Source organism: Sinorhizobium saheli (assembly GCF_001651875.1).
GTDB classification, from domain to species: domain Bacteria; phylum Pseudomonadota; class Alphaproteobacteria; order Rhizobiales; family Rhizobiaceae; genus Sinorhizobium; species Sinorhizobium saheli.
Window position 1 is genome coordinate 221,718 of record NZ_LNQB01000072.1, and the last position, 25,529, is coordinate 247,246.

The window sequence follows — 25,529 nt, forward strand, 5'->3', positions numbered from 1 at the left end:
AAAACTAAGAAAGTGGACTAAGTACCGTAGACCGCGTCGGCGCGTTTCTCGAAGGCTTCCGAGAACATCCGGAAGGCGCGGTCGAACATGGTGCCCATCAGCGCGCCGAGAATCCGGCTCTTGAACTCGTAATCGATGTAGAAATGCACGATCGACAGCCTCTCGCTCGTCGGCTCGAATCGCCAGACATTGTCGAGATATTTGAACGGTCCCTCGATATAGTTCACATCGATCATCAGCTCCGCCCGCTTCAGCAGCACCTGGGTGGTGAAGGTTTCGCGGATCGCCTTGTAACCCACCGTCATGTCCGCAAGCAGCAGCACCTTGCCGTCGCGCTCCTTGCGCGAGCGCACGCTCAGCGCCTCGCAAAGCGGCAGGAACTCCGGATAGCGCTCGACATCGGCGACGAGGTCGAACATCTCTTCGGCCGAATGCTTGACGACGTGGTTGGTTTCGAAATGCGGCATGATTTTGAGTTAAGGGTGCGCGCCGAGAAGATCAAGGAGTTCGCGCATTTGTGCCCGGGTTCTTGCGGGAGATCGGAGCGTGGCAGCGCTTCGCGGAGTAACGAAAGCATGGGCCCCGTGGCCGGCGCAAAGTAGTTGGCGCAAGCCGCTTGCGATTGGCAAAGTGCCGCGAAGGCCCCTCATCCGCCTGCCGGGACCTTCTCCCCGTTTGAACGGGGAGAAGGGACTCGCGGCAGCGGGATGAGGCGCGCAAGCGGGCGGGGCTATTCCGCCGCGAGCTTCCGCTCCCGCGCCGCTCTCAGGCGGGCAAAATCGTCACCCGCATGGTGCGACGAGCGGGTGAGCGGGCTCGACGACACCATCAGGAAGCCCTTGGTGTAGGCGACCGTCTCGTAGGACTTGAACTCGTCGGGGGTTACGAATTTCTCGACCTTGTGATGCTTGCGGGTCGGCTGCAGGTACTGGCCGATCGTCAGGAAGTCGACCTCGGCGGTTCTGAGGTCGTCCATCAGTTGCAGGACTTCGTTCCGCTCCTCGCCGAGGCCGACCATGATGCCGGACTTGGTGAACATCGACGGGTCGAGTTCCTTGACCCGCTGCAGCAGGCGCAGCGAGTGGAAGTAGCGCGCGCCCGGCCTGACCGTCAGATAGTTGGAGGGAACGGTCTCGAGATTGTGGTTGAAGACGTCCGGCTTGGCGGCGACCACGCGCTCCAGCGCGCCGGGCTTCCTCAAAAAATCGGGCGTCAGGATTTCGATCGTCGTCGCGGGAGACGCCTCGCGGATCGCGAAGATGACCTTCTCGAAATGTTCCGCGCCGCCGTCGTCGAGGTCGTCGCGGTCGACCGAGGTGATGACGACGTGGCTCAGTCCCATCTGCTTGACGGCCTTGGCGACATTCTCAGGCTCTTCCGGGTCGAGCGCATTCGGCTTGCCGGTCGCCACGTTGCAGAAGGCACAGGCGCGGGTGCAGATCTCGCCCATGATCATGAAGGTGGCGTGCTTCTTGTCCCAGCATTCGCCAATATTCGGGCAGCCTGCCTCCTCGCAGACCGTGACGAGCTTGTTGCCCTTCACGATCGAACGGGTTTCCATGTAGCCCTTCGAGGTCGGCGCCTTCACGCGGATCCAGTCCGGCTTGCGCAGGACTTCCGTGTCGGGCCGGTGGGCCTTCTCCGGATGGCGGACGCGCTCAGCACGATCGGAGACTGCGTCGAAAACCGTTACCATGTTGCTTCCTTCGTCGTGCCGCGCCGGACCAGGGCCTTTCGCGCTTTTCGATCTATATAACCATCAGGACATGAAAAGTCAGGCCGCCATTTGCATGGCAGCCTGACCGAAAACGAATGATGTGCCGGTTCCTATCCTCTGACGGCGCGACCCGCCGCAATCAGCAGGCAGGCGCCGATGAAGCCGATCACCAGATAGGCGACCCAACCCGTATACGCCATCCCGAAGGCGGCCAGAATGAAGTTCAGGACGACCGCACCGATGATCCCGAGGATGATATTCGCAAACAACCCCATCTGGCTGTGCATGAATTGCTCGGCCAGCCAGCCGGCCAGCCCGCCGATGATGATCGCTGCAAGAATGCCGACGCCGTTCACACTCATAACAACCTCCCCGCATGAAGAACGCTGCCGCGCCCTCAATGCGTGAACAGGTGGAAAGTTCCCGGCGGCGGCTCATCATCACGCGTTCAGTACCTTGCCGTAGGCGTCGAGCACGCTTTCCTTCATCATTTCGGAAAGCGTCGGATGCGGGAACACCGTGTGCATCAGCTCTTCCTCGGTCGTCTCCAGGTTCATGGCGACGACAAAGCCCTGGATGAGCTCGGTCACTTCGGCGCCGACCATGTGGGCGCCCAAAAGCTCGCCGGTCTTCTTGTCGAAGATCGTCTTGATCAGGCCCTGGTCTTCGCCGAGCGCGATCGCCTTGCCGTTGGCGCCGAAACTATAGCGGCCGACGCGGATGTCGCGGCCGAGCTCCTTGGCCCTCGCCTCGGTCAGGCCGACGGAGGCGACCTGCGGGTCGCAATAGGTGCAGCCGGGGATCTTGCCCTTGTCGAGTGCATGCACGCCGGGAACGCCAGCGATCTTCTCGACGCAGATGACGCCCTCGTGCTCCGCCTTGTGCGCTAGCATCGGCGGGCCGGCAACGTCGCCGATCGCATAGAGGCCGGGGACATTGGTCCTGCCGCAGCCGTCGGTGACGATGCAGCCGCGGCTGGTCTCGACGCGCAGGGCCTCGAGGCCGAGGTTCTCGATATTGCCCTGGACGCCGACGGCTGAGATCAGCCGGTCCGCCTTGATCGGCGTGACCTTGCCGTCCTTGGTCTCGACATGGGCGGTGACGTCATTGGCGCCCTTTTCGACCTTCGTCACCTTGGCGTCGGTGAAGATCTTCAGGCCGCGCTTCTCAAGCTGTTTGCGGGCGAAGGCGGAAATCTCCGCGTCCTCGACGGGCATGATCTGCGGCAGGAGCTCGACCACCGTGACGTCCACGCCCATCGACCGGTAGAAGCTCGCGAACTCGATGCCGATCGCGCCGGAGCCCATGACGACGAGGGACTTCGGCAGTTCTTCCGGCTTCATCGCCTCGAAATAGGTCCAGATCAGCTTGCCGTCCGGCTCGATGCCGGGAAGCGCGCGCGGCCGGGCACCGGTCGCGATGATGATGTGCTTGGCCGTATAGGTGCCCTCGCCCTTCACGCCCTTCGGCACCGGGTTCTGCGGCTGGACGGCAGGCTTCGACGGCGCGGCGACGGCGATCTCGCCGGGCTTCGTCAGCTTCGCCTCGCCCCAGATCACATCGACCTTGTTCTTCTTCATCAGGAAGGCGACGCCGCCGTTCAGCCGCGCGGAAACGGCGCGCGAGCGGGCGACGACGTCCTTGACGTTCGCCGTGATCTTGCCCTCGAGCGTCAGGCCGTAATTCTTGGCGTGATTGGCATGGTCGAGGATCTCGGCCGAGCGAAGCAGCGCCTTGGTGGGGATGCAGCCCCAGTTGAGGCAGATGCCGCCGAGATGCTCGCGCTCGACGATCGCCGTCTTCAAGCCCAGCTGCGCCGAGCGGATGGCGGTGACATAGCCGCCCGGACCCGAACCGATAACGATGACGTCGTAATTCTCAGCCATGTGTTTCCTACCTCTGTTTCAAGCGGCCTTGCGGGTGAAAAGCACCCAATCATGTTTCTTCATGTCTTCGAAGAGCGGCACGGCTTCGGTGCGCGCCACCTCCTCGAAGCCGTTCATCCTGTAGAGCGCCTGCGCCTTGTCATTGTGGCTCTCGGTGATGAGGCTCACCGGCGCCCCGCCGGCGCGGGCAAATTCGTGTTCGAGCAGCGCGCGGCCGATGCCCTTGCCGCGATGGTTGCGATAGACGCCGAGGCTGTCGATGAACCAGTGGCCGATCACCCGGCTCTGCAGCGCAAGCAGGGGGACGAGCACCGGATGCTTCGCCTCGATCTCGCCAATCGAGGCGTCAATCCCGTAGGACACCGACAGGCCGGCGATCTCGTCGTCGACAACGGCGACGACCGCATCGCGCCAGGTGCCAAGCCCGCTATCCTGGCGCAGCATGTCGCGCCCGTGCTCGAAGGCGCTCTCCGCGGATTTGCTGAGCACGCCGCCATACCACAGCCACGAGGCGAAACCGTGCGAGGCGATATCGATGAGGATCGCGAGCTCCGCCGCCTCGTTCCGTTCTGCGGGTCTCAAGGTTGCCGCCATCGTCAGAGCCCGAGCATCATCCGGACGACCGGCTCCAGTCCGCGGCCGATCGCGCGCGTGTTCTCGGCATCGAGGTGCACGCCGTCGAGCGGCGTCGTGCGGGCGACGGAGCCGGCGTCGAAAAAGCCGCAGTCGAGTTCGTCGGCGAGGTCGCGATAGAGGGACGCAAGCATCGCCGATTGCTCGATGCCGCCGGCGAACATAGCGGCAAAGGCGCTGTTTGCAGTCTCGCAAAGCGGCGGCGGCGCGGCGATCAGGATCTCCGGCGCTTCCGCCGCGTCGGTCGGCCAGTCATGCTGGCGCACCAGCTTGACGAGCCGTTCGACGCCCTTGACGGCGCCGAAGGCCGTGCCGTGGATCACCGGCTTCATGTCGTTCGACCCCAGCATGAAGATGACGAGGTCGAGCGGCGCGTGGCTGTGGAGAACGGTCGGCAGCACGCGCGCCCCGTTGCGGTCGCAATCAGCGAGATGGTCGTCATAGGCGGTCGTGCGGCCGTTCAGCCCCTCGGCGATGACATTCACGCCGGAACCGATCGCGTTCTGAAGAACGCTCGGCCAGCGATCTTCGAGCGCATGCCGGCCCGCATCGGTAGCGTCATAACCCCAGGTCAGACTGTCGCCATAGCAAAGGACTGTCTTCATCTGCCTACTCGCTTGTCAGGGGGGGACCGGCTGAGCGCCGGTCCGGATCGCATCAGACGAGCATGCCCATCGGGTTCTCGATGTAGCGCTTGAAGGCACCGAGCAGTTCGGCGCCGAGCGCGCCATCGACGCAGCGATGGTCGGTCGAGAGCGTGACGGTCATCATGTTGGCGACGACCATCTCCTTGTTCTTGACGACGACGCGTTCCTCGCCGGCGCCGACCGCGAGGATCGTCGCATGCGGCGGGTTGACGACGGCCGCGAAGTTCTTGACGCCCATCATGCCCATGTTGGAAACCGCGGTGGTGCCGCCCTGGTATTCTTCCGGCTTCAGCTTGCGCTCCTTGGCGCGCTTGCCGAGGTCCTTCATCTCGTTGGAGATGGCCGAAAGACTCTTTAGTTCCGCCTGGCGGACGATCGGCGTGATCAGGCCGCCCGGGATCGACACGGCGACGCCGACATCGGCGTGCTTGTGCTTGACCATGTTCGTGTCGGTCCAGGAGACGTTCGCATCCGGAACGTCACGCAGCGCCAGCGCCAGCGCCTTGATCACCATGTCGTTGACCGAGAGCTTGTAGACCGGCTTGCCGTCCTTTTCGGGGGCTGCGGCGTTGAGCTGGGCGCGCAGCGCTAGCAGCGCATCGAGCTCACAATCGACCGAGACATAGAAATGCGGGATCGTCTGCTTCGATTCCTGCAGTCGCTTGGCAATCGTCTTGCGCATGCCGTCATGCGGGACGAGCTCGTAGGAGCCCGGCTCGAATAGCTTGAGGACGGCGTCTTCCGACATGCCCTTGGCGAGCGGTGCGGCGGCCGGCGCTTGAGCAGCAGCAGGCGCTGCCGCCGGCTTGGCCGTGCCGCCGGAGACGGCAGTTTCGACATCCTTCTTGACGACGCGGCCGTAAGGACCGGTGCCGGCAATTGCGGAGAGGTCGATGCCCGCTTCCCTGGCAAGGCGACGGGCGAGCGGCGAGGAGAAGACGCGCTTGCCGTCGCCGGCGGCGGCCGGCGCTGAAGCTGCGGCAGGAGCGGCGGGTGCCGCGGCCGGCGCAGGTGCTGCGGCAGGCGCCGCCGGAGCGGGTGCCTCTGCCTTGGCGGCGGACGCCGGCGCGGCAGCGCCATTGCCCTTGGCAGCCGTTGCGACGTCCTCGCCATCGGCGGCCAGGACCGCGATCAGCGCATTGACCTTGACGCCTTCGGTGCCGGCCGGAACGACGATCCTGGCGACGGTGCCTTCATCGACGGCTTCGACTTCCATCGTCGCCTTGTCGGTCTCGATCTCGGCGATGACGTCGCCGGACCTGACCTTGTCGCCTTCCTTGACGAGCCACTTGGCGAGATTGCCTTCTTCCATCGTCGGAGAGAGGGCCGGCATTGTGATGTTGATTGGCATCGAACGACCCTCTCCTTATTTGTAGCAAACGGCTTTCACCGCATCGACGACTTCGGCAACGTTCGGCAGCGCGAGCTTTTCCAAGTTGGCCGCATAGGGCATCGGCACGTCCTTGCCGGCGATCGTCAGGATCGGCGCATCGAGATAGTCGAAGGCCTGCTGCATGACCCGGGTTGCGATCTCGGTGCCGACGGAGGACTGCGGGAAACCTTCCTCGACGGCGACGAGGCGGCCGGTCTTCTTGACCGATTCGATGACCGTCGGCAGGTCCATCGGGCGGATCGTGCGCAGGTCGATGATTTCGACGTCGATGCCCTGCGCCTCGAGCTCGGCTGCGGCCTTGACCGCATAGGTCATGCCGATGCCGAAGGAGACGATCGTCGCGTCCTTGCCGTGGCGGTGGATGCGGGCCTTGCCGATCGGCAGCACGAAATCATCGAGTTTCGGCACCTCGAAGGACTGGCCGTAGAGGATTTCGTTCTCGAGGAAGATCACCGGGTTCGGATCGCGGATGGCGGCCTTCAAGAGGCCCTTCGCATCCGCGGCCGTGTAGGGCATGACGACCTTGAGGCCGGGAATGTGGCTGTACCAGGCGGCGTAGCACTGCGAGTGCTGCGCTGCAACGCGGGCTGCGGCACCGCTCGGGCCGCGGAAGACGATCGGCGCGCCCATCTGGCCGCCGGACATGTAGAGCGTCTTGGCGGCGGAGTTGATGATGTGGTCGATCGCCTGCATGGCGAAGTTGAAGGTCATGAACTCGACGATCGGGCGCAGGCCGGTCATCGCCGCACCGACGCCGACGCCGGCGAAGCCATGCTCGGTGATCGGGGTGTCGACCACGCGGCGGGGGCCGAATTCCTGCAGCAACCCTTGCGTGATCTTGTAGGCGCCCTGGTATTCGGCGACCTCCTCGCCCATGACGAAGACGTCGTCGTTGGCGCGCATTTCTTCGGCCATCGCATCGCGCAGCGCTTCGCGGACGGTAATCGTGACCATTTCGGTTCCGGCCGGAATGGCGGGATCGGAAGGGACTTCCGCCTTCGGCTGAGCCGCGACGGGGGCCGCAGCCGGCGCCGGAGCCTCGGCCGCCGCCGGCTTCGGGGCTTCCGCCTTGGCGTTGGCAATATCGCCGGCGCCTTCGCCGTCCTGGAGCAGCACGGCGATCGGCGTGTTGACCTTGACGCCTTCGGTGCCGGCGGCGATCAGCAGCTTGCCGATCGTGCCTTCATCGACGGCCTCGACTTCCATCGTCGCCTTGTCTGTCTCGATCTCGGCGATGACGTCACCGGAGGCGACCTTGTCGCCCTCGTTCTTCAGCCACTTGGAGAGCGTGCCTTCCTCCATCGTCGGGGAAAGGGCAGGCATGAGAATTTCTACTGGCATATTCGTCCCTCCCCGGATCAAAGCAGGATGTCGGTGTAGAGCTCGGATACATCCGGCTCCGGATCAGACTGGGCAAAATCGGCACTGTCCGCAACGATGTCGCGAACTTCCTTGTCGATCTGCTTCAGCTCATCCTCGCTCGCCCAGCCCTTCTCGATGAGACGGGCCTTCACCTGCTCGATCGGATCATGTTCCGAACGCATCTTCTGCACTTCGTCCTTCGAGCGATATTTCGCCGGGTCGGACATCGAGTGGCCGCGATAGCGGTAGGTCAGCATTTCGAGAATGATCGGCCCCTTGCCGGCGCGGCAATATTCGACGGCCTGGTCGGCAGCCGCCTTGACGGCACGCACATCCATGCCGTCGACCTGGTAGCCGGGAATCCCGAAGGAGGCGCCGCGCTGCGAGAAGTCGGTCTGCGCCGAAGCGCGCGAGACGGAGGTGCCCATCGCATAGCGGTTGTTCTCGACGATGTAGATCACCGGCAGCTTCCACAGGGCGGCCATGTTGAAGCTCTCATAGACCTGGCCCTGGTTGGCGGCACCGTCGCCGAAATAGGCAAGGCTGACATTGTCCTTGCCGCGGTACCTGTTGGCGAAGGCAAGGCCAGTGCCGAGCGAGACCTGCGCGCCGACGATGCCGTGGCCGCCGTAGAAATGCTTCTCCTTGGAGAACATGTGCATCGAGCCGCCCTTCCCCTTGGAAAGACCGCCGCGGCGACCGGTGAGCTCCGCCATCACGCCGCGCGCGCTCATGCCGCAAGCGAGCATGTGGCCGTGGTCGCGGTAACCGGTGATGACCTGGTCGCCCTCCTTCAGCGCCAGCTGCATGCCGACGACGACGGCCTCCTGGCCGATATAGAGGTGACAGAAGCCGCCGATGAATCCCATGCCGTAAAGCTGGCCGGCCTTTTCCTCGAAACGCCGGATCAACAGCATTTCGCGGTAGGCCTTCAGATCATCTTCCTTGGAGAATTCGGCGATCGTGCCGGCAGCAAAGTCCTTTTTTGTCGACTTGGCAGCGGCCTTGCGGCTGGAGACGGACGCGGTTTTTCGCGGAGCCATACCTTCCTCCCTATGGTTAGCCTTTGCGGGCTACCATAGGGAAAGAAGCGCGTCGCAGCAATGCCATATTTGCATGGCTATCATTCAAGGCAACCGTTTGATTTTGTTGAGATTTCTACGATTAACCGAATTTAGGTTAATTCTCGACAGGATGAAAAATAACGATCTCATCGCTGCGCGACATGTTGAGCGCGAGGCGAGCCTTTTCATCCAGCATGTCGCGTTCCAGCGAGCCGTCGCTCATCAGCTCCACTTCCTTTTCCAGGACTTTTCGCCGCTGAGTGAGCTCGTCCAGTCTAGCCTGCCGCTCGGCGATCTGGCGATCGAATTCCTCGGTCGCCTTCAGGCCGTAGCCGCCGTGAATGGAATGATAGCCGAAATAGAACAGGAAGGCGACCGCCAGCAGCGGCACCACCAATCGCCCCAGTCTCCGCTTCTTGTGATGCCGTGTCCACATCGCTCATGCCCTGGATCACGCCGATCACCGGTAAGCCGCCGGGAGATCATGGACGCGATCGATTCCAAGAAGTTGGAGCGGGATGCGGGAATAAACCGCACGCATTTCCCGAGCCCCGCTCCATACGCAGTACGAGGACCGAGACTAGCGCCGATTGATTAACCGACCGTTGACCATGAATAGCCGGAAAAAGCGAAACCCGCCTGCCGAGGGCAGACGGGTTTAGGATCGTCGGTCCGACGTCGCGAGCGTCGGTGGGGACAATTGCCCCTCTCCTCGGCTTTACCCGAGGACTACTCCCCTCCCACACACGAGAGGGATTCTGGTGGCGAGGCGCGCCGCGAGTCCCTTCTCCCCATCACGATGGGGGAAGGTGCCGGCAGGCGGATGAGGGGCGAAAACTCACCCTGCCACCAATCACCCCCGCAGGATCGAGCGGCCGGCGTATGCCGCCTGCAGGCCGAGCTGCTCCTCGATGCGGATCAGCTGGTTGTACTTGGCGAGCCGGTCGGAGCGCGCGAGCGAGCCGGTCTTGATCTGGCCGCAGTTGGTGGCAACCGCGAGATCGGCGATCGTCGAATCCTCGGTCTCGCCGGAGCGGTGCGACATCACCGCGGTGTAGCGCGCCTTGTGCGCCGTCTCGACCGCGTCGAGCGTTTCGGAGAGCGAGCCGATCTGGTTGACCTTGACGAGGATCGAGTTGGCAACGCCCATCTTGATACCGTCGCGCAGCCGCGCCGAATTGGTGACGAACAGGTCGTCGCCGACGAGCTGGCACTTGTTGCCGATCTTGTCGGTCAGCGTCTTCCAGCCGTCCCAGTCGTCCTCGGCCATGCCGTCCTCGATGGAGATGATCGGGTACTTGCCGACGAGTTCCGCGAGATATTCGGCCATCGCAGCCGATTCCAGCGTGCGACCCTCGCCTTCGAGCACGTATTTGCCGTCCTTGAAGAACTCCGTCGAGGCGCAGTCGAGCGCGACATACATGTCCTCGCCCGGCTTGTAGCCAGCCTTCTCGATCGACTTCATGATGAAGTCGAGCGCCGCCGGGGCGGATGCGAGACCGGGCGCAAAGCCGCCCTCGTCGCCGACATTGGTGTTGTGGCCTTCGGCGGCGAGCTGCTTCTTCAGCGTGTGGAAGACTTCCGAGCCCATGCGGACGGCATCCTTCAGCGTCTCGGCGCCGACGGGCATGATCATGAATTCCTGGAAGTCGATCGGATTGTCGGCATGCGCACCGCCATTGATGATGTTCATCATCGGCACCGGCAGGAGATGTGCGTTCGGACCGCCGACATAGCGGTAGAGCGGCAGGCCGGCGGCTTCCGCCGCAGCCTTGGCGACGGCGAGCGACACGCCGAGAATGGCGTTGGCGCCGAGGCGCGACTTGTTCGGCGTGCCGTCGAGCTCGATCATCGTCCTGTCGATCTGGATCTGGTTCTCGGCGTCAAGACCGCCGATTGCTTCGAAGATCTCGCCGTTGACGGCGTCGACCGCACGCTCGACGCCCTTGCCGAGATAGCGTGTGCCGCCGTCGCGCAGTTCGACCGCCTCATGCGCGCCGGTTGATGCACCGGAGGGAACGGCGGCGCGGCCGAAGCTGCCGTCTTCGAGATGGACATCGACCTCGACGGTCGGGTTGCCGCGGCTGTCGAGAATTTCTCGGCCGATGATGTCGATGATAGCGGTCATGATCTCTTCCCTGCTTGTGGACGATGATGGTCGGCCTGTCTTAATCCAAGGCCTCGAAATTACAATGGCGCTGCGGTGGCAAAGTCCCGCGCACCGTCGCGCTTCATGGAACACTTCACGCGAATGACTTCGCCTGCATCAGGCCTTGGCAATCGCATCGAAGGCGAGCAGCTTCTCGAGGAGCCGCGGCATGTCGCCGATCGGCACCATGTTCGGTCCGTCGGAGGGAGCGTTGTCCGGATCCTCATGCGTCTCGATGAAGACGCCGGCAACGCCGACGGCAACCGCTGCGCGCGCAAGCGTTTCGACGAATTCGCGCTGGCCGCCCGAAGAGCCGCCCTGCCCGCCCGGCTGCTGCACCGAATGGGTCGCGTCGAAGACGACCGGTGCCCCGAGCGCCGCCATGATCGGCAGCGAGCGCATGTCCGACACCAGCGTGTTGTAGCCGAAGGAGGCGCCGCGCTCGCACAGCAGCACGTTCGGGTTGCCGCTCATCGTGAACTTGGCGAGCACGTTCTTCATGTCCCAGGGGGCAAGAAACTGGCCCTTCTTGACGTTGATCGCGCGTCCCGTCTTCGCTGCAGCGACGAGCAGGTCCGTCTGGCGCGACAGAAAGGCCGGGATCTGCAGGATGTCGACGGTCCCGGCGACCTGCGAGCACTGTTCTTCCGTATGGATGTCGGTCAGCACCGGAAAGCCGAATTCCTTCTTGAGATCGGCGAAGATCTCCATCGCCTTCTCAAGGCCGATGCCGCGCTTGCCGGACAGCGAGGTGCGGTTCGCCTTGTCGAAGGAGGACTTGTAGACGAGGCCGAGACCGAGCGACCTGCAGAGCTCGACGAGCTTTCCCGCCATCATGAAGGCGTGCTCGCGGCTTTCCATCTGGCAGGGGCCGGCGATCAGCGTCAGCCGCTCCTTCTGCGAAAAGACGACCCGGCCGGCACCCTCGCCGACGACGACCCTGGCATTGGCTTCCATAAATCACACTCCAAACGCGAAAATCACCCCTTGACCCGGCGCTTCCGGGACAATGAGGCGTCCGCCCATTTCTGCAAATTCAATGTCGTTCTGCGCAAACAGCGCGCGTGTCGCTTCGAGGTCCGCGACGCGGAACACCACCGCGCGGCCGCGCAATCCTCGTTCGGCGCCGCCGACCGGGCGGCCGAAAAAGGCCTCCATGCCGGCGGGGTTCAGGACGGAGACCTTGGCGCTGCCGGCCCGGATGTCCATGCCGAAGGAATGGGCCGAGACCTGGCGCTCGTCGACGCTCTCCTGCAGCAGATACTGGAAATCCGTCGGGTTCTGTTCCGAAAGCACGACCTCGGAAATGCCGAGCACGCCGTTTTCATGGCGACGCAGCGCCGTGCTTTCGACCGGCAGCGCGCGCAGGCGCTGGCAGCTGAAGAGAAAGAAGTCCGGCGAGCGCAGGTCGGCGGCGAAAGCGAGCCTGAAGGAACCGAGGCCCTCGCGCCCGTCGGGCAGGCGCATCGGCCGGGAGAACTCCAGCATCTCGCCACCGGAGATGCCGCGCGACCGGAAGCGAATATGATCCTCGGCAGCATCCGGCGTCCCGAGCACGACCGCCGACAGGCCTTCCGGCCCCTGGCGGAAACGAAACGCCTGATCGCGCGCGACGAAGACGTTGCCGTCAAGGGCCGCGGCCTCGCACTCCTCGCGCGAGGCGACGGCGAGCGGTTCCAGATAGGTGTTGTCCGAGAAGAAGACGCAGGCGTTCTCGGTGCCGAAGGGGTGGCGCGCGTCGTCCGCAACCGTGAAACCGAGGTCCGCGAGACGCCGCCTCGCCCGCGCGAGATCGGCCACCGGCAGCACGAGATGATCGAGCGGGCGGGCGGTTCGCGTGGATGAACTCATGGCGGTTTCCCTGATGACCGATTTGCCGCTGTTTGCAACTTTTGACCGCCGATTGCAAGCGCGGCGGTCCGCAGGGACGATCAAGATGGGGAGCGTGCGTCTTGCCAATCTCCCCCTTGTGGGCCCACAGGGAGGGAGATCGGCAAGGCTCATGCTCCCGGCTAGCTCACCGCGGCATCGGTCAAGATCTTCGCCGAAGCTGAAGCAGTATCGGAGTCTTCCCGTCCGAACGCCTTAGACGAGCCGCGACTGCACCAGCGCCGCTTCGATGAAGCTCGCGAAGAGCGGGTGCGGATCGAGGGGACGCGATTTCAGCTCCGGATGGTACTGGACGCCAATGAACCAGGGGTGATCCGGATATTCGACCGTCTCCGGCAACAGGCCGTCCGGCGACATGCCGGAGAAGACGAGACCGCAGGATTCCAGCCGGCCCTTGTAGTCGACATTGACCTCATAGCGATGGCGATGACGCTCCGAAATATCGGTCGAACCGTAAATTTCGGCGATCTTGGTGTCCGGCTTGAGGGCGGCGCGGTAGGCGCCGAGGCGCATGGTGCCGCCGAGATCGCCCGCGGCCGAGCGCTTTTCGAGCTCGTTGCCCTTGACCCACTCGGTCATCAGGCCGACGACCGGCTCCTTGGTCGGGCCGAATTCCGTCGAGGACGCCTTCTCGATGCCGGCGAGGTTGCGCGCCGCCTCGACGACCGCCATCTGCATGCCGAAGCAGATGCCGAAATAGGGCACCTTGCGCTCGCGGGCAAAGCGCGCCGCATTGATCTTGCCTTGCGAGCCGCGTTCGCCGAAGCCGCCGGGAACGAGGATGCCGTGGACCTTTTCCAGATAGGGCGCCGGGTCCTCCTTCTCGAAAACCTCCGACTCGATCCATTCGAGCTTGACTTTGACGCGGTTGGCGATGCCGCCGTGATAGAGCGCCTCGATCAGCGACTTATAGGCGTCCTTGAGACCGGTATATTTGCCGACGATGGCGATCGTGACTTCGCCCTCGGGCGTGCGGATGCGATGGGCCACATCTTCCCAGGCCTCCATGCGTGGCTTCGGCGCCGGCTCGATGCCGAAGGCGGCGAGCACTTCGTTGTCGAGGCCTTCCTTGTGGTAGGCGATCGGCACATCGTAGATCGACGCCACGTCGAGCGCCTGGATGACCGCGGACTGGCGAACGTTGCAGAAGAGCGACAGCTTGCGGCGCTCGGCCTCCGGGATTTCGCGGTCGGCGCGGACGAGCAGGATGTCGGGATGGATGCCGAGCGCCTGCAGTTCCTTGACCGAATGCTGGGTCGGCTTGGTCTTCAGTTCGCCCGCCGCCGGAATATACGGCATCAGCGTCAGGTGGACATAGACGGCGGTGCCGCGGGGCAGGTCGTTGCCGAGCTGGCGGATCGCCTCCATGAAGGGCATCGCCTCGATGTCGCCGACGGTGCCGCCGATCTCGCAGATGACGAAGTCGTAGTCGTCATTGCCCTCGGTGACGAAGTTCTTGATCTCATTGGTGACGTGCGGGATCACCTGCACCGTCGCGCCGAGATAGTCGCCGCGCCGTTCCTTGTCGATGATATTCTTGTAGATCCGGCCGGTGGTGATGTTGTCGGTCTTCGACGCCGAGCGTCCGGTGAAGCGCTCGTAATGGCCGAGATCGAGGTCGGTCTCGGCGCCGTCGTCGGTGACGAAGACTTCGCCGTGCTGGGTCGGGCTCATCGTGCCCGGATCGACGTTGAGGTAGGGATCGAGCTTGCGCAGCCTCACCCGATAGCCACGCGCCTGCAGCAGCGCTCCGAGAGCGGCTGCAGCGATGCCTTTTCCGAGGGAGGAAACCACGCCGCCAGTGATGAATACATATCGCGCCATGGGAGTCACCGGATACCTTTTCACAAACGATTCCGCCACCGAAAAATTCGTGTTCCCGAATTTTCCGTCTTTCGGAATGGCAGATTTCACACAAAACAAAACCGGCGGATGGAGCCATCCGCCGGCGGGTTCTTCTGAATGGCGGCCTTACTGGCCGCTCGGAACTTGCGATCCCGTATTGCCGTTGGCGCCCGGCGCCGGAGCGGCGGGAGCCGGAGCGGCGGGTGCAGCGCCTGCCGGCGCCTGCGGCGCGGTCGCGCCACCTGCCGGAGCGGCATTGTTTGCGCCGTTGCCCGGAGCGGGCGCCTGCTGGGTGTTGCCGCCGGCCGGCGCGGTCTGGCCGCCGCCGAGCGAATCAAGCACGCCGCCGCTCGAGCCCGTGCCTGGAATGCGCTCGAGGATATCGGTCGCCTGCGGCTCGTAGCGCGACAGGATGCCCATGGCCAGCGCCAGGGCAAAGAAGAGGAAGGCGAGGACGGCGGTCGTGCGGGTCAGCGCATTGGCCGTGCCGCGCGCGGACATGAAGCCCGAGCCGCCGCCGATGCCGAGACCACCGCCTTCGGAACGCTGAATGAGAACGACGCCGATCAGGGCGACGACCACCATGAGATAGATGACGAGTAGTACGGTCTGCATCAGCTTCCAGTCCTGCCCTCTTCGGGCATGCGAATCGAATGATCGCGGGCCCTGCAAGGGGCCGCGCGCAAATTTGGCGCCTCTTTATACCAAGCTGCCGGCTATTCCAAGCCCCCGCCAGGTCTGCCCAAACGATCAGGCCGTCAATTCCTCGTAGGCCCTGTAAATGGCGAGGAAATCGTCGGCTTTCAAGCTCGCGCCGCCGATCAGCGCGCCGTCCACATTGGCGACGCCCATCAGTTCCCTGGCGTTGGAGGGCTTGACCGAGCCGCCATAGAGGATGCGCATCTTGCCGCCCTCGGCGCCGACGCGGGCGACGAGTTCGCGGCGCATGAAGGCGTGCGCCTCCTCGACGTCGGCGACCGTCGGCGTGAGGCCCGTGCCGATCGCCCAGACCGGCTCGTAGGCAATCACGGTGTTTTCCGCCGTCGCCCCGTCCGGCAGGCTTTCGGCGAGCTGGCGCTTTAGGACGTCGAGGGTCTTGCCGCCCTTCCGCTCGGCCTCGGTCTCACCGATGCAGACGATCGCGACGAGATCGGCGGCGTGTGCAGCCTCCGCCTTGGCCCGCACCAGCGCGTCGCTCTCGCCATGATCGGTGCGGCGTTCCGAATGGCCGACGATCACATGCGTGCCGAAGCAATCGGCGATCATCTCGGCCGAGACATCGCCGGTATGGGCGCCCGATTGCTTCTGGTGGCAATCCTGTGCGCCGATCATCAGCGGGCTGTCGTCACAGAGCGCAGTGGCCACATAAAGCAGGGTCGCCGGCGGGCAGATCAGCGTCTCCACCTTGCTCGAGAGATCGCCCTTGACGCCCTCGGCCATCGCCTTGATCTGGTCCAGAGATGCACGCGTTCCATTCATCTTCCAGTTGCCGGCAACGAGCGGTCGAATATCGGGCGTCATGAAACTTCCTCCAGATCAGGTCTTCCTCTTCGCCAGAGCGGCCTAGCAAATCGCTCGCGCAAAAAAAAGCACCCGAGCCGATTATTCCGCCCGACGCGGCTCCCCGACCCGGCTGCCGGAACCGACCGGGGTCGAGGACGGCGAATAAAAGCAGCGCTTCAGGCGTCTCATAGCGGCGACGCGCATTGCCGGGAGAGCCCTCTTCGGCACCGGAGAACGCCATGCTGCGCAACAGCAGGAGCGAGTTTGGATCGGCGACGATCGTTCTGCACTGGACGATCGCCGCGCTGATCCTGGGCCTGACCCTCATCGGCTTCGTCATGCGGCGGACCGATATCGATCCGGCTCTGCAGTTTTCCCTCTACCAATGGCACAAATCCTTCGGCTTCACGGCGCTGGGGCTCGCCACTCTGCGCACCGCCTGGTGGCTCGTCGAACGCAGTCCGGCGCCGCCCCCGGGCCTTGGTGCGCTCGAGCACATCGCGGCCCGTATGGCGCATGGGGCACTCATCGTTCTCGCCCTTGCCGTGCCGCTCGCCGGCTGGGCGGTCGCATCCGCCTCGACGCTGGATATCCCGAGCTTCTATTTCAATGCCGTCGTCATCCCGCATCTGCCGCTTGCGAAATCGGAAGCCTCGGAAGCGTTCTGGGCCTTCGTCCACGCGCTCCTCGGCTATGTCACGCTCGGTCTGGTCGCGATCCACGCGGCGGCGGCGCTCTACCATCATTTCATCCGGCGCGACGCGGTGCTCGTGCGCATGCTTGGCTTCGGCACCCGGTCGCATCACTTAAGGACACCCGATGCCGAAGAGAACGACGACCCCATCGTCGAAAGGAAATGACCCATGACGATCCCGCGCAGGCAGGCCTTGAAAGCGATCGCGTCTCTGGCGCTTCTTGCCATGACGGCAGCGCCGGCAGCAGGCGCAAGGCCGCCGTCACTCACGGAGGCGGCCGGCACCTATCGCGTCGCCGGTTCTTCCGTCATCCATTTCACTGTCCCGCAGGCCGGCGGCGGCAGCGGTCTTGCCGGCGACTTCGGGAAGTTTTCCGGCCGGTTCCGGATCGACGGCAACAACATCGAACAGTCCTCGGTGGAGTTCACGCTCTACCCTGAGAGTGTGAGATCGCGCGAACGGCGGATCGAGAACTTCCTGCGCTCCAGCGCCGTCTTCGACACCGCAAATTTCAAGACGATCACTTTCCGCTCGACCATTGTCAGGCAGACCGGGCCCGATACGGCGACGGTGGAAGGCACGCTGACGGCGCGTGGCAAATCCCGCAAGGAGCGGTTCGAGGTCACGCTCACCGACTGGAACCGGCGCTCGATCGCCTTCACGATCCGCGGCAGCATCCGACGCGCTCCCTACGGCATGGATGTCGGAACGCCGATCTACTCCAACGTGGTCCAGTTCGACATGAAAATCAGAGGGCAGCGGCGCTGAGGTGTGAGAGCGGGCTGCGCTCCCATTCCACCCAACTGCAAAATGCTACGAGCGGCGCGGAAGATCACGCGCCGAGCGCCAGCGCCGTGCGCCGCCAGAAGTCCGAGACAATCGCCGGATCGCGCAAGGCCTCGAGTTTTCTCCATTCAGGGAAGGACGCCTCGAAGACCTTTGGGCTCATACGAAGATCGCTGGATGAATTGACCGCGCCGCCGGCCGCAACGACGATGCCGTCGAGCGCGTCCAGCAGCTTGACGGTCGGTTCGCCCTGATCGGCAAGGTCCAATGTCAGGCTGAAGCCGGGCCGGGGAAAAGAAAGAAGGCCGCGGGAGGCGACGTCGCCGAAACGCTGCAATCTCGTCAGGACGCAAGCATGCCCGGCGCGACGGGTGGCCTCCAGCAGGCGGGCGGTGGTCTCCGGTGCATCGGCCGCGGGGTAGACGCTCCCGTGCCGGCAGATGCCGCGCCGGCCATAGAGCCCGTTCCACCCGCTGAGCGCATCGAACGGATGGAACCAGGACGTCCATTTTTCGGTCGACACGGTTTCGCCCGGGCTCTGCGTGCGAAAGCGGTATTCGTTCAGCGCCTTCAGGGTCGCGCTGTTGAAAAGGCCCGAGGGAGAGAAGGGCAAGGCAAGCTTCAGCCTCTTCGGAATGTCCGGGTACTCGCAGGCGCCATCCGCATGGTCGGCCGCCCAGAGCACGCCCCTCCCCGCCCGCCGACCGGTCGCGAGTTGGTCGATCCAGGCGAAGGCATATTCGTGCTCGTCGCCGGCGCTCTCCGCGAGCGCGAAATACCGGTCGAGACTGTCGAACCGGATCGCGTGCCGCTGCACGTGCGGCGACGGCACCTTCATCAGCCGAAGCTCGGCGTCGAGGATGAGGCCGGTCAGGCCCAGGCCGCCGATCGTGGCGGCAAAAAGCCCGGCATTCTCGTCAGGCGAGCAGACCAGGCGCTCCCCGGTCGAACGCAGCAGGGTCAGGCGCCGGACGTGATTGCCGAAGGAGCCGCGCGCATGCTGATTGCCGCCATGGATATCGCTGGCGACCGCGCCTCCGACCGTGGCGAAGCCCGACGCCGCCGTGACCGGCAGAAAGAAACGGTGCGGTATGGCGCGCAGGAGAATGTCGTGAAGCGTGACGCCTGCCTCGCAGGACATCACTCCGGTTCCGGGATCGAAGGCGAGGATGCGGTTGTGCCTACCGCCTTCGATGAGCGTTCCCCGATCGTTGCGGCAGGCGTCGCCGCCGCTCAGGCCGCTGCCGACGGGCAGAAAAGCCATCGGCTCGATCGAGCCGATTCGGTCCTCGTAGTCATCCGGCGAGATGGCCCGCCCCGGCCGACGCTCGAACTCGTCCATGCTCATTGTCGTCGTCAGCTCCCATAAGACCCGGCGCGGCAGCGGCCAGCCGTCAACGGTCGAGAATCCAGTTGAGCGCGTCGCGCCAATCGGTCATGCGCACCGGCGTGCCGTGCGAACCCGTCTCGAACAGGACGAAGCGGGCGGGATATCCCTTTGATTTCAGCGCACGATAGAGCGCGACCTGGGTCTCCGCCGGATAGACGCTGTCGCGGCTGCCGTGGCTGAAGAACACGGGCAGCCGTGTCCTGTAAGCGGCGCTCGCCTGAAATTCCGGGTCGGCAACGCCGCCCATGACGATCATGCCGCCGAGCGCCGCCACCGTGGCCTCGTCGCGCGAAATGCCCCAGCAGATGAAACTCCCCATGGAGGCGCAGGAAAGCACCACCAGCCGGCCGCCGGAACGCTCCGCAGCAAAGCGGATCAGCGCCGAAACATCCGCCACTCCCGCCGCATCGAAGGAGCTGATGCTCGGCGCATAATAGGTGCCGCCATTGGCGACGGCGAGATTCTTGAGGCGGTTGAAATTGCCGCCGAAGGAGAAGTCGTTGGCGCCGAGGCGCCGGTCGCCGCCGCGTCCGTGGATGAAGATCACCGTGAAGGCTTGCCCGCGATCGGCGCCGACGCGCGTGACGTCGAGCGGGCGCCCGCCGAGGTCGAGCGTCTCCTTGACCTCGGCGCTCCTGACCCCGAGCGATACATAGGCGCGCTTGACGCGCCGCTCGGGGATCTGGTCGCGCGCATTAATGTCGCGCAGTTCCTGGTAGTCGACGACACGGAAATCGCCGCCATCCCTCTCCTGAAGCACCTGGCCGTAGGCGAAGAGCGTCTCCTTGTAGGGCCGCAGGGGCTCGGCGCTCGCCGAGGCGGCGAGCCCGGCGAAAAGAAGCGTGCCGATCAAGCGCCGGACGGAGAAAACAATTGTGGACATGGATACCCGATCCGCTCTCTCGTTCGGCCCATGCCTTGCCATCGACGCGTCCGCTAAGCAACAGTGAAGCCGATATCGGCCGGCTTTAGCGGCGTTTCGCCTCCTTTCCACGCCTGAGATTCGCCTTTTGTTCGCGCTTTAGGCAAGACTCTGGCAAAATTCCGGTGATTCGCACGGGCGAAAGATGGCGGTGGCGCCGCTGTCTTGCTATGGCCTTGCCGACGACAGACGACAGGAACGATCTGAACGCTTCATGGACGACAGCAGCGATCTCTTTTCCGCAACGCCCCCCAAGCCGAAACCGGCGGATGCCGGCGCGCCGCCGCGCAAGCCGCCGGTCGCGCCTGCCGCTGGCGAAGCGCCGCGGCCTGCGCCGAGGGGCGGCGACGGCAGCGACTACGACGCCTCGGCGATCGAGGTGCTCGAAGGGCTGGAGCCGGTGCGCCGCCGTCCGGGCATGTATATCGGCGGAACGGACGAGAAGGCGCTGCATCACCTCTTTGCGGAAGTGATCGACAACTCGATGGACGAGGCGGTCGCCGGGCACGCCAATTTCATCGAAGTGAGCCTCGACGCGGACGGCTTTCTGACGGTGACCGACAACGGCCGCGGTATCCCGGTCGAGAACCATCCGAAATTCCCGAACAAATCGACCCTCGAAGTGGTGATGACGGTGCTGCATGCCGGCGGCAAGTTCGACGGCAAGGCCTATGAGACCTCGGGCGGACTGCACGGCGTCGGCGTCTCCGTGGTCAATGCGCTGTCCGACGCGCTCGAGGTCGAGGTCGCGCGCAATCGCAAGCTTTATCGCCAGCGCTTCTCCCGCGGCATTCCTCAGGGCGGGCTCGAGGAACTCGGCGAAGTCCACAATCGCCGCGGTACCAGGGTCCGCTTCCATCCCGACCCGCAGATCTTCGGCCCGCATGCGCATTTCGAGCCGGCGCGGCTCTTCCGCATGGCCCGCTCCAAGGCCTATCTCTTCGGCGGCGTCGAAATCCGCTGGTCCTGCGATCCGTCGCTCCTGCCGGAAGGCTCGGAAATTCCCGACAGGGCCGTCTTCCATTTCCCGGGTGGACTCAAGGACTACCTCGCCGCCACGCTCGGCAAGGAATTCACGGTCACCCGCGAGATCTTTGCCGGCAAGTCGGAAAAATCCGGCGGCCATGGGTCGCTCGAATGGGCCGTCACCTGGTACGGCGGCGACCAGCAGATCCATTCCTACTGCAATACCATCCCGACGCCGGAGGGCGGAACCCACGAGGCGGGCTTCCGCATCGCCCTGACCAAGGGACTCAAGAACTACGCCGAGCTCACGCAGAACAAGCGGGCCGCGATCATTACGACGGACGACGTGATGATCTCGGCGGCGGGCATGCTGTCGGTCTTCATCCGGGAACCGGAATTCGTCGGCCAGACGAAGGACAAGCTCGCGACCGTCGAGGCCCAGCGCATCGTCGAGAACGCGCTGCGCGATCCCTTCGACCACTATCTCGCCGACAACCCGGCCGAGGCGGCGAAGCTTCTCGACTGGGTGATCGAGCGCGCCGAGGAGCGCGTCCGCCGGCGCAAGGAAAAGGAAGTCAACCGCAAGACCGCGGTGCGCAAGCTGCGCCTGCCGGGCAAGCTCGCCGACTGCGCGCAGAATACGGCGGAAGGCGCGGAACTCTTCATCGTCGAAGGCGATTCGGCCGGCGGTTCGGCCAAGCAGGCGCGCAACCGCGCCAACCAGGCGATCCTGCCCTTGCGCGGCAAGATCCTGAACGTCGCCAGCGCCGGACGAGAGAAGCTCGGCGCAAACCAGCAGATCGCCGACCTCGTCCAGGCGCTCGGCTGCGGCACGCGATCGAAATACCGCGAAGAGGACCTGCGTTACGAGCGCGTGATCATCATGACAGACGCCGACGTCGACGGCGCCCATATCGCCTCGCTCTTGATCACCTTCTTCTACCAGGAGATGCCGGAACTCATCCGCGGCGGCCATCTCTATCTCGCCGTGCCGCCGCTTTACCGCCTGAGCCAGGGCGCGAAGACGCTCTATGCCCGCGACGACGCACATCGCGAGGAACTGATGCGCACCGAGTTCAGCGGCCGCGGCAAGGTGGAGATCGGCCGCTTCAAGGGCCTCGGCGAGATGCTGCCGGCGCAGCTCAAGGAAACGACGATGGATCCGGCAAACCGGACGCTGCTCAAGGTCGAGATCGACGATGTCGATTTCGAGGGTACGCGCGAGGCGGTCGACAGCCTGATGGGAACGAAGGCCGAAGCCCGCTTCCGCTTCATCCAGGAACGCGCCGTGTTTGCGGAGAATCTGGATATTTGATGGGCGGTGCCTCGCCGCGAGTCCCTTCGCCCCGCTTGCGGGGAGAAGGTGGCCGGCAGGCCGATTGAGGGGCAGATCCTCGCTCGACTTCAGGCCGCCCGCGCCACCTTTTTCTCCATGAACAAACTCAGCGGATCCGGCTGATAGCTGCCAAACGGCGTGCGCTCCTGATAGCCGAACGCCTTGTACAGCCCGATCGCCTCCGGCTGGTAGATACCGGTCTCGAGGCGGGTCGCCGTGAGCCCGAGCGTTTGTGCCTTGGCCTCGACCGCTGCGAGAAGCCGCTTGCCGATCTTCAGCCCCCTCGCCTCCGCGTCCACGAACATCCGCTTGATCTCGGCGGTGCCATCGCCGGCTTCGACCAGGGCACAACAACCGACGACCTCACCGTCACGCCGCGCGACGAAGAAGGAGACGCCAGGTCCCTCGAGGGTCGAGAGATCGACCATATGATTGCTCTCGGCAGGATAAAGCGATGCCGCATAGGCGTCGGAGAGTTCGAGCAGTCGGACGGTGGCCGCCTGGCGCGGCGGCTCCTCGGCAATTGTTACGACGGTCATTCAAGGCCTCGATGGAAAAGCATTGCGGGTGTTGAGCGCGCCTCGAACCTATCGGCCCAGTCGGCCGGAACCAATACGACAAAATGCGCAGGAGCGGTCCTGGCCGCAATCAATCCGGGTAACGGTGCGAAACAATTTGTTCCGGGAGCGACAGCAGATTGGCCCTACTTCGGAGCGAATCGAGGGGCCATAAGATTTGAAGCGCAGTCAGCTGGAGCGGGATGAGGAAAAGTGTGGAGCGATTTTCCGCAGCATCCCGCTCTAAACTATTAGAATCGATCACGATGATTTTGGTCGATCCGATCTAGAATCATCGTGATCTAACGAGCAAGAGAGACTATGAAAGCCGCCCTCATCGTCATGACCATTCTCGGTTGCGACGACAATGTCACCCAGTGCCACTACATCTCGACCGTAAACGGCAACTGGCCATCGATCGCCCGATGCGATGCCGAATCGCAGAAGGAATTGCCGCAGTTCTCCGACAGGAACTACCCGGTCGTGGTCGCGGTCTGCGAGACCTCGGGAGCGGATGGGATGGCCTCGACCGAACCGGTTCCGGAAATCGATGCCGCGCCGGCTCAAAACGCGGCCGCCGAGCAGACCCCGGCGTCGCCCCTGGAAGAACAAAAGCCGACCCTGCCGAAGCGCGCCCTGGCGCTCGTCAGCGGCGCGATACCGGACCGGGAGAAATTGAAGGCGATCGTCACGGCGCCGGTCCACTATGTGGAAGACGGTTACTCCTGGGTTGCGCGCCGGTTCGGCAACTGACGCGGCTGGACGCCAGGAAAATCAGGCAGCCTCGCGGGACACCAGCAGCGCGTAGTCACGCGCCATCTGCCGCTGCTCGGCAAAGGCGAGCCGTTCCACGAGCTCGGCGATCGCATGGGAAGCACCCGAAGAGCGGCGGCGAAGATGGTCCGAGAGCCTGGCGGCGACAGGGACGGACGCCTCCGATCCCGCCTTTGCCTCGCTCCGGCAGAGCAGCACCGCTTCCGCGAAGACCTCGCTCAACTCACGGCCGAGCCCGGCGCTCTCGATCAGGGCGCGGACCGAATGGACACGGCCGCCGGAAAGGATGGCGCGAACGCGCCTTTCCGGAACGCCGGTGAGATCGACGATCGCCGCGGAGAAGAATTCAGCCTTGCCGTTGCAGAGCGCGCTCAGGAGCAGCGCCGGCGTCAGGCGGCCGGCCTCGCGAAGATGAGTCACGATCCGGGGCAGTTCCTTTTGGGGCGCCGCCGCGGAAAGGGCAAGCGCGGCCGCGTCGCAGGCTTCCCGTGCGATGCGCTGCACCCGCTGCTCGCCGATCGTCGCCCGGACCAGGCCACAGGTGGCGAGCGCCGCCCCGACCTCCTCGGCGAGTGACTGTCGCGCGTCGCTCGGCAGATCGCCGCGCGCGAGCAGCCTGTCCCGGACGGCTGCGACATGGCCGAGCCGGCCGGCGATCCGTCGCAACGACCGCTGCGAAAGCCCGGCGCCCGGATTTTCCAGCAGGATCAGCACCTCCTCCTCACCGCCGATTTCGGCGATGGCTGCCGCGACGGCGCAGGAGACGGTACTGCGCGAAGCGATCAGCGCTCGCGTCTCGACGCTGCCGCGGGCGGCGATGTCGACCAGATCCTCGTCCGTCAGCACCGGGGAGCGGGAAATGGCGACATAGGCAATCTCTGGCTGGTCCTCTGCAAGCGCCCGGATGATCGCGCGCGGCGCGGTCGAGCAGTCCGCCAGGGCCTCGACCAGCGCAAGACGCACCTTGGGCGAAGGATCGTCGAGCAGGAACGTCATGGCCATCTCGGCCGCCTGCTGGTCGATGCCGTTGATCTCGGCCTTCGCATAGGCGCGCCCAAGCGCATTTGCGGCGCGTGCGCGATCGCCGGTTCTCGCCGTTTCCACCCAGCGAAGAAATGCTTGTATGATCACCTATGCCCCACTAGACACCCGAAAGCCCCAATGTCCGAATATTAGCGCTCAAAGGTTTAAGATTGGTTCACCATGTCTGTTAACCGCGCACGAACCATCAAGCCGCTGCTTTATCTACCGGCGGCCGAAGCGCTCCCCTCCGCAGAGATGCGGAAGGCGGTGCAGGGCGTCATCGTCGAAGCGGGCGGTGATCAGCTTGCCCGCTTGGTAGCGGAAAGAGCGGCGGAGCAGGCACGGGCGGGCTGCCTTTTTCTGGCCCGGGTCGGATCGGACGTCGGCGAAGACGAGCTTCGTCTTCTGCTTGCCGGCCGCATCGATGGCGTCGTTCTGGCCGCATGCCGGGGACCGGCCGATCTCCAGAAGCTCGATGTGATGCTGAAGGTCGCCGAGGCAGAGGCGGGAATAGCCCAGGGCCGAACGGCGCTGCTGGCGGAGTACGCGACGGTCCCGGAGAGCGTCCTGTCGCCGCACGCGCTGTCCGGCGCCTCTCCGCGGCTTGCCGCGCTGATATTCGACGCCTCGATGCTTGCGGAAGCGTGCGGTTGCAAGCGCGTCACCGCGACCGGCGACGTGCCGGCCGTTGTTCGGGCCGGGCGCGCCATGGCCGTGCTCAGGGCACGCGAAGCCGGCATCATCGCCTACGAGATGCTGCCTGCCGACGCCCTCGACGAGGCGGCCGTGCGACGGCTTTGTACAAACAGCCTTGAAAACGGCTTTTCCGCAGTGGCCGTCGGCTCGACGGAGCAGCTCGACCTTCTCGCCGCGGCGGGCGTGCTGCCCGAGACCTAGAGCGGAATGCACCCGCATGCGTTCGCGCCACCGCTCTATCTGTTTGTTTTTGCCGCATTCGTGCCACGTCAGGTGATTCCGCCTGACTGCAAAA

General features: G+C 64.5%; 25 protein-coding genes. 5 read left to right on the plus strand and 20 right to left on the minus strand.

Annotation, left to right across the window (positions count from 1 at the left end; translation table 11 throughout):
- Nucleotides 1-17: 17 nt before the first annotated feature.
- The 16 genes from ATB98_RS13255 to tpiA form a co-directional block, all read right to left on the minus strand.
- A complete protein-coding gene (locus tag ATB98_RS13255; protein ID WP_066874313.1) occupies nucleotides 18-467 on the minus strand; it encodes a type II toxin-antitoxin system RatA family toxin in 450 nt (149 codons plus the stop codon).
- Between the two features lie 263 nt (nucleotides 468-730).
- Nucleotides 731-1,696, minus strand: a complete 966-nt coding sequence (lipA, locus tag ATB98_RS13260) for a lipoyl synthase (protein ID WP_066874315.1) — start codon at nucleotides 1,694-1,696, stop codon at nucleotides 731-733.
- Nucleotides 1,697-1,827: 131 nt separating this feature from the next.
- Entirely contained in the window at nucleotides 1,828-2,079 is a 252-nt protein-coding gene (locus ATB98_RS13265) for a GlsB/YeaQ/YmgE family stress response membrane protein (RefSeq protein ID WP_066874317.1), read from the minus strand.
- A gap of 78 nt (nucleotides 2,080-2,157) precedes the next feature.
- Nucleotides 2,158-3,603: a dihydrolipoyl dehydrogenase gene (gene lpdA, locus ATB98_RS13270; protein ID WP_066874318.1), complete on the minus strand. Its 1,446-nt coding sequence runs from the start codon at nucleotides 3,601-3,603 to the stop codon at nucleotides 2,158-2,160.
- An 18-nt stretch (nucleotides 3,604-3,621) separates the two neighbouring features.
- Nucleotides 3,622-4,203 carry a GNAT family N-acetyltransferase gene (locus ATB98_RS13275; RefSeq protein ID WP_066874405.1) on the minus strand — a complete coding sequence of 194 codons (582 nt, stop codon included), beginning with the start codon at nucleotides 4,201-4,203 and terminating at the stop codon, nucleotides 3,622-3,624.
- Nucleotides 4,200-4,841 (minus strand): SGNH/GDSL hydrolase family protein, encoded by a 642-nt coding sequence (locus tag ATB98_RS13280; RefSeq protein ID WP_066874320.1) that lies wholly within the window; start codon nucleotides 4,839-4,841, stop codon nucleotides 4,200-4,202. Before ATB98_RS13280 ends, ATB98_RS13275 begins: the two co-directional genes overlap by 4 nt.
- Nucleotides 4,842-4,893: 52 nt before the next feature.
- Nucleotides 4,894-6,234 (minus strand): pyruvate dehydrogenase complex dihydrolipoamide acetyltransferase, encoded by a 1,341-nt coding sequence (locus tag ATB98_RS13285; protein WP_066874322.1) that lies wholly within the window; start codon nucleotides 6,232-6,234, stop codon nucleotides 4,894-4,896.
- Between the two features lie 15 nt (nucleotides 6,235-6,249).
- Nucleotides 6,250-7,617: a pyruvate dehydrogenase complex E1 component subunit beta gene (locus tag ATB98_RS13290; RefSeq protein ID WP_066874323.1), complete on the minus strand. Its 1,368-nt coding sequence runs from the start codon at nucleotides 7,615-7,617 to the stop codon at nucleotides 6,250-6,252.
- A 17-nt stretch (nucleotides 7,618-7,634) separates the two neighbouring features.
- Nucleotides 7,635-8,681 carry a pyruvate dehydrogenase (acetyl-transferring) E1 component subunit alpha gene (gene pdhA / locus ATB98_RS13295; protein ID WP_066874326.1) on the minus strand — a complete coding sequence of 349 codons (1,047 nt, stop codon included), beginning with the start codon at nucleotides 8,679-8,681 and terminating at the stop codon, nucleotides 7,635-7,637.
- A 136-nt stretch (nucleotides 8,682-8,817) separates the two neighbouring features.
- On the minus strand, nucleotides 8,818-9,138 hold the full coding sequence (locus ATB98_RS13300) for an FtsB family cell division protein (RefSeq protein ID WP_066874327.1): 321 nt from the start codon (nucleotides 9,136-9,138) through the stop codon (nucleotides 8,818-8,820).
- A 417-nt stretch (nucleotides 9,139-9,555) separates the two neighbouring features.
- Entirely contained in the window at nucleotides 9,556-10,830 is a 1,275-nt protein-coding gene (gene eno, locus ATB98_RS13305; RefSeq protein ID WP_066874329.1) for a phosphopyruvate hydratase, read from the minus strand.
- 138 nt (nucleotides 10,831-10,968) lie between these two features.
- Nucleotides 10,969-11,808, minus strand: a complete 840-nt coding sequence (kdsA, locus tag ATB98_RS13310) for a 3-deoxy-8-phosphooctulonate synthase (protein WP_066874331.1) — start codon at nucleotides 11,806-11,808, stop codon at nucleotides 10,969-10,971.
- 3 nt (nucleotides 11,809-11,811) lie between these two features.
- Nucleotides 11,812-12,702: a VOC family protein gene (locus tag ATB98_RS13315; RefSeq protein WP_066874333.1), complete on the minus strand. Its 891-nt coding sequence runs from the start codon at nucleotides 12,700-12,702 to the stop codon at nucleotides 11,812-11,814.
- A gap of 234 nt (nucleotides 12,703-12,936) precedes the next feature.
- Nucleotides 12,937-14,574 carry a CTP synthase gene (locus ATB98_RS13320; protein ID WP_084435464.1) on the minus strand — a complete coding sequence of 546 codons (1,638 nt, stop codon included), beginning with the start codon at nucleotides 14,572-14,574 and terminating at the stop codon, nucleotides 12,937-12,939.
- A 138-nt stretch (nucleotides 14,575-14,712) separates the two neighbouring features.
- A complete protein-coding gene (gene secG, locus ATB98_RS13325; RefSeq protein WP_066874337.1) occupies nucleotides 14,713-15,201 on the minus strand; it encodes a preprotein translocase subunit SecG in 489 nt (162 codons plus the stop codon).
- Between the two features lie 135 nt (nucleotides 15,202-15,336).
- Complete coding sequence (tpiA, locus tag ATB98_RS13330; RefSeq protein WP_066874339.1) at nucleotides 15,337-16,107, minus strand: triose-phosphate isomerase; 771 nt, start codon at nucleotides 16,105-16,107, stop codon at nucleotides 15,337-15,339.
- Nucleotides 16,108-16,328: 221 nt separating this feature from the next.
- On the opposite strand from tpiA, the gene ATB98_RS13335 reads away from it, so the two are divergent.
- Entirely contained in the window at nucleotides 16,329-16,949 is a 621-nt protein-coding gene (locus ATB98_RS13335) for a cytochrome b (RefSeq protein WP_066874341.1), read from the plus strand.
- 3 nt (nucleotides 16,950-16,952) lie between these two features.
- The gene (locus ATB98_RS13340) at nucleotides 16,953-17,552 is read left to right on the plus strand and encodes a YceI family protein (RefSeq protein ID WP_066874343.1); all 600 of its coding nucleotides are present in this window, start codon (nucleotides 16,953-16,955) and stop codon (nucleotides 17,550-17,552) included.
- 64 nt (nucleotides 17,553-17,616) lie between these two features.
- On the opposite strand, the gene ATB98_RS13345 is transcribed toward ATB98_RS13340, so the two are convergent.
- Nucleotides 17,617-18,918, minus strand: coding sequence for an FAD-binding oxidoreductase (locus tag ATB98_RS13345; protein ID WP_066874345.1), 1,302 nt, complete (start codon nucleotides 18,916-18,918; stop codon nucleotides 17,617-17,619).
- Nucleotides 18,919-18,964: 46 nt separating this feature from the next.
- A complete protein-coding gene (locus ATB98_RS13350) occupies nucleotides 18,965-19,885 on the minus strand; it encodes an alpha/beta hydrolase (protein ID WP_066874347.1) in 921 nt (306 codons plus the stop codon).
- 211 nt (nucleotides 19,886-20,096) lie between these two features.
- On the opposite strand from ATB98_RS13350, the gene parE reads away from it, so the two are divergent.
- Nucleotides 20,097-22,163 carry a DNA topoisomerase IV subunit B gene (gene parE / locus ATB98_RS13355; RefSeq protein WP_066874349.1) on the plus strand — a complete coding sequence of 689 codons (2,067 nt, stop codon included), beginning with the start codon at nucleotides 20,097-20,099 and terminating at the stop codon, nucleotides 22,161-22,163.
- A gap of 89 nt (nucleotides 22,164-22,252) precedes the next feature.
- Here the strand turns inward: parE and ATB98_RS13360 are convergent, their stop codons facing one another.
- Nucleotides 22,253-22,723: a GNAT family N-acetyltransferase gene (locus tag ATB98_RS13360; protein ID WP_066874351.1), complete on the minus strand. Its 471-nt coding sequence runs from the start codon at nucleotides 22,721-22,723 to the stop codon at nucleotides 22,253-22,255.
- Between the two features lie 339 nt (nucleotides 22,724-23,062).
- Here ATB98_RS13360 and ATB98_RS13365 point away from each other — a divergent pair, with 339 nt between their 5' ends.
- The gene (locus ATB98_RS13365) at nucleotides 23,063-23,494 is read left to right on the plus strand and encodes a hypothetical protein (protein WP_066874353.1); all 432 of its coding nucleotides are present in this window, start codon (nucleotides 23,063-23,065) and stop codon (nucleotides 23,492-23,494) included.
- A 21-nt stretch (nucleotides 23,495-23,515) separates the two neighbouring features.
- On the opposite strand, the gene ATB98_RS13370 is transcribed toward ATB98_RS13365, so the two are convergent.
- Nucleotides 23,516-24,646: a DUF2336 domain-containing protein gene (locus ATB98_RS13370; protein ID WP_066874355.1), complete on the minus strand. Its 1,131-nt coding sequence runs from the start codon at nucleotides 24,644-24,646 to the stop codon at nucleotides 23,516-23,518.
- A gap of 72 nt (nucleotides 24,647-24,718) precedes the next feature.
- On the opposite strand from ATB98_RS13370, the gene ATB98_RS13375 reads away from it, so the two are divergent.
- Nucleotides 24,719-25,435 carry an aldolase/citrate lyase family protein gene (locus tag ATB98_RS13375; protein ID WP_066874357.1) on the plus strand — a complete coding sequence of 239 codons (717 nt, stop codon included), beginning with the start codon at nucleotides 24,719-24,721 and terminating at the stop codon, nucleotides 25,433-25,435.
- The last annotated feature ends 94 nt before the right edge of the window (nucleotides 25,436-25,529 follow it).

Bases quoted from the DNA above. Each gene is read 5' to 3' on its own strand.
- ATB98_RS13255 (WP_066874313.1), bottom strand. From the start codon at position 467: ATGCCGCATTTCGAAACCAACCACGTCGTCAAGCATTCGGCCGAAGAG.
- lipA (WP_066874315.1), bottom strand. From the start codon at position 1,696: ATGGTAACGGTTTTCGACGCAGTCTCCGATCGTGCTGAGCGCGTCCGC.
- ATB98_RS13265 (WP_066874317.1), bottom strand. From the start codon at position 2,079: ATGAGTGTGAACGGCGTCGGCATTCTTGCAGCGATCATCATCGGCGGG.
- lpdA (WP_066874318.1), bottom strand. From the start codon at position 3,603: ATGGCTGAGAATTACGACGTCATCGTTATCGGTTCGGGTCCGGGCGGC.
- ATB98_RS13280 (WP_066874320.1), bottom strand. From the start codon at position 4,841: ATGAAGACAGTCCTTTGCTATGGCGACAGTCTGACCTGGGGTTATGAC.
- ATB98_RS13285 (WP_066874322.1), bottom strand. From the start codon at position 6,234: ATGCCAATCAACATCACAATGCCGGCCCTCTCTCCGACGATGGAAGAA.
- ATB98_RS13290 (WP_066874323.1), bottom strand. From the start codon at position 7,617: ATGCCAGTAGAAATTCTCATGCCTGCCCTTTCCCCGACGATGGAGGAA.
- pdhA (WP_066874326.1), bottom strand. From the start codon at position 8,681: ATGGCTCCGCGAAAAACCGCGTCCGTCTCCAGCCGCAAGGCCGCTGCC.
- ATB98_RS13300 (WP_066874327.1), bottom strand. From the start codon at position 9,138: ATGTGGACACGGCATCACAAGAAGCGGAGACTGGGGCGATTGGTGGTG.
- eno (WP_066874329.1), bottom strand. From the start codon at position 10,830: ATGACCGCTATCATCGACATCATCGGCCGAGAAATTCTCGACAGCCGC.
- kdsA (WP_066874331.1), bottom strand. From the start codon at position 11,808: ATGGAAGCCAATGCCAGGGTCGTCGTCGGCGAGGGTGCCGGCCGGGTC.
- ATB98_RS13315 (WP_066874333.1), bottom strand. From the start codon at position 12,702: ATGAGTTCATCCACGCGAACCGCCCGCCCGCTCGATCATCTCGTGCTG.
- secG (WP_066874337.1), bottom strand. From the start codon at position 15,201: ATGCAGACCGTACTACTCGTCATCTATCTCATGGTGGTCGTCGCCCTG.
- tpiA (WP_066874339.1), bottom strand. From the start codon at position 16,107: ATGACGCCCGATATTCGACCGCTCGTTGCCGGCAACTGGAAGATGAAT.
- ATB98_RS13335 (WP_066874341.1), top strand. From the start codon at position 16,329: ATGCTGCGCAACAGCAGGAGCGAGTTTGGATCGGCGACGATCGTTCTG.
- ATB98_RS13340 (WP_066874343.1), top strand. From the start codon at position 16,953: ATGACGATCCCGCGCAGGCAGGCCTTGAAAGCGATCGCGTCTCTGGCG.
- ATB98_RS13345 (WP_066874345.1), bottom strand. From the start codon at position 18,918: ATGAGCATGGACGAGTTCGAGCGTCGGCCGGGGCGGGCCATCTCGCCG.
- ATB98_RS13350 (WP_066874347.1), bottom strand. From the start codon at position 19,885: ATGGCAAGGCATGGGCCGAACGAGAGAGCGGATCGGGTATCCATGTCC.
- parE (WP_066874349.1), top strand. From the start codon at position 20,097: ATGGACGACAGCAGCGATCTCTTTTCCGCAACGCCCCCCAAGCCGAAA.
- ATB98_RS13360 (WP_066874351.1), bottom strand. From the start codon at position 22,723: ATGACCGTCGTAACAATTGCCGAGGAGCCGCCGCGCCAGGCGGCCACC.
- ATB98_RS13365 (WP_066874353.1), top strand. From the start codon at position 23,063: ATGAAAGCCGCCCTCATCGTCATGACCATTCTCGGTTGCGACGACAAT.
- ATB98_RS13375 (WP_066874357.1), top strand. From the start codon at position 24,719: ATGTCTGTTAACCGCGCACGAACCATCAAGCCGCTGCTTTATCTACCG.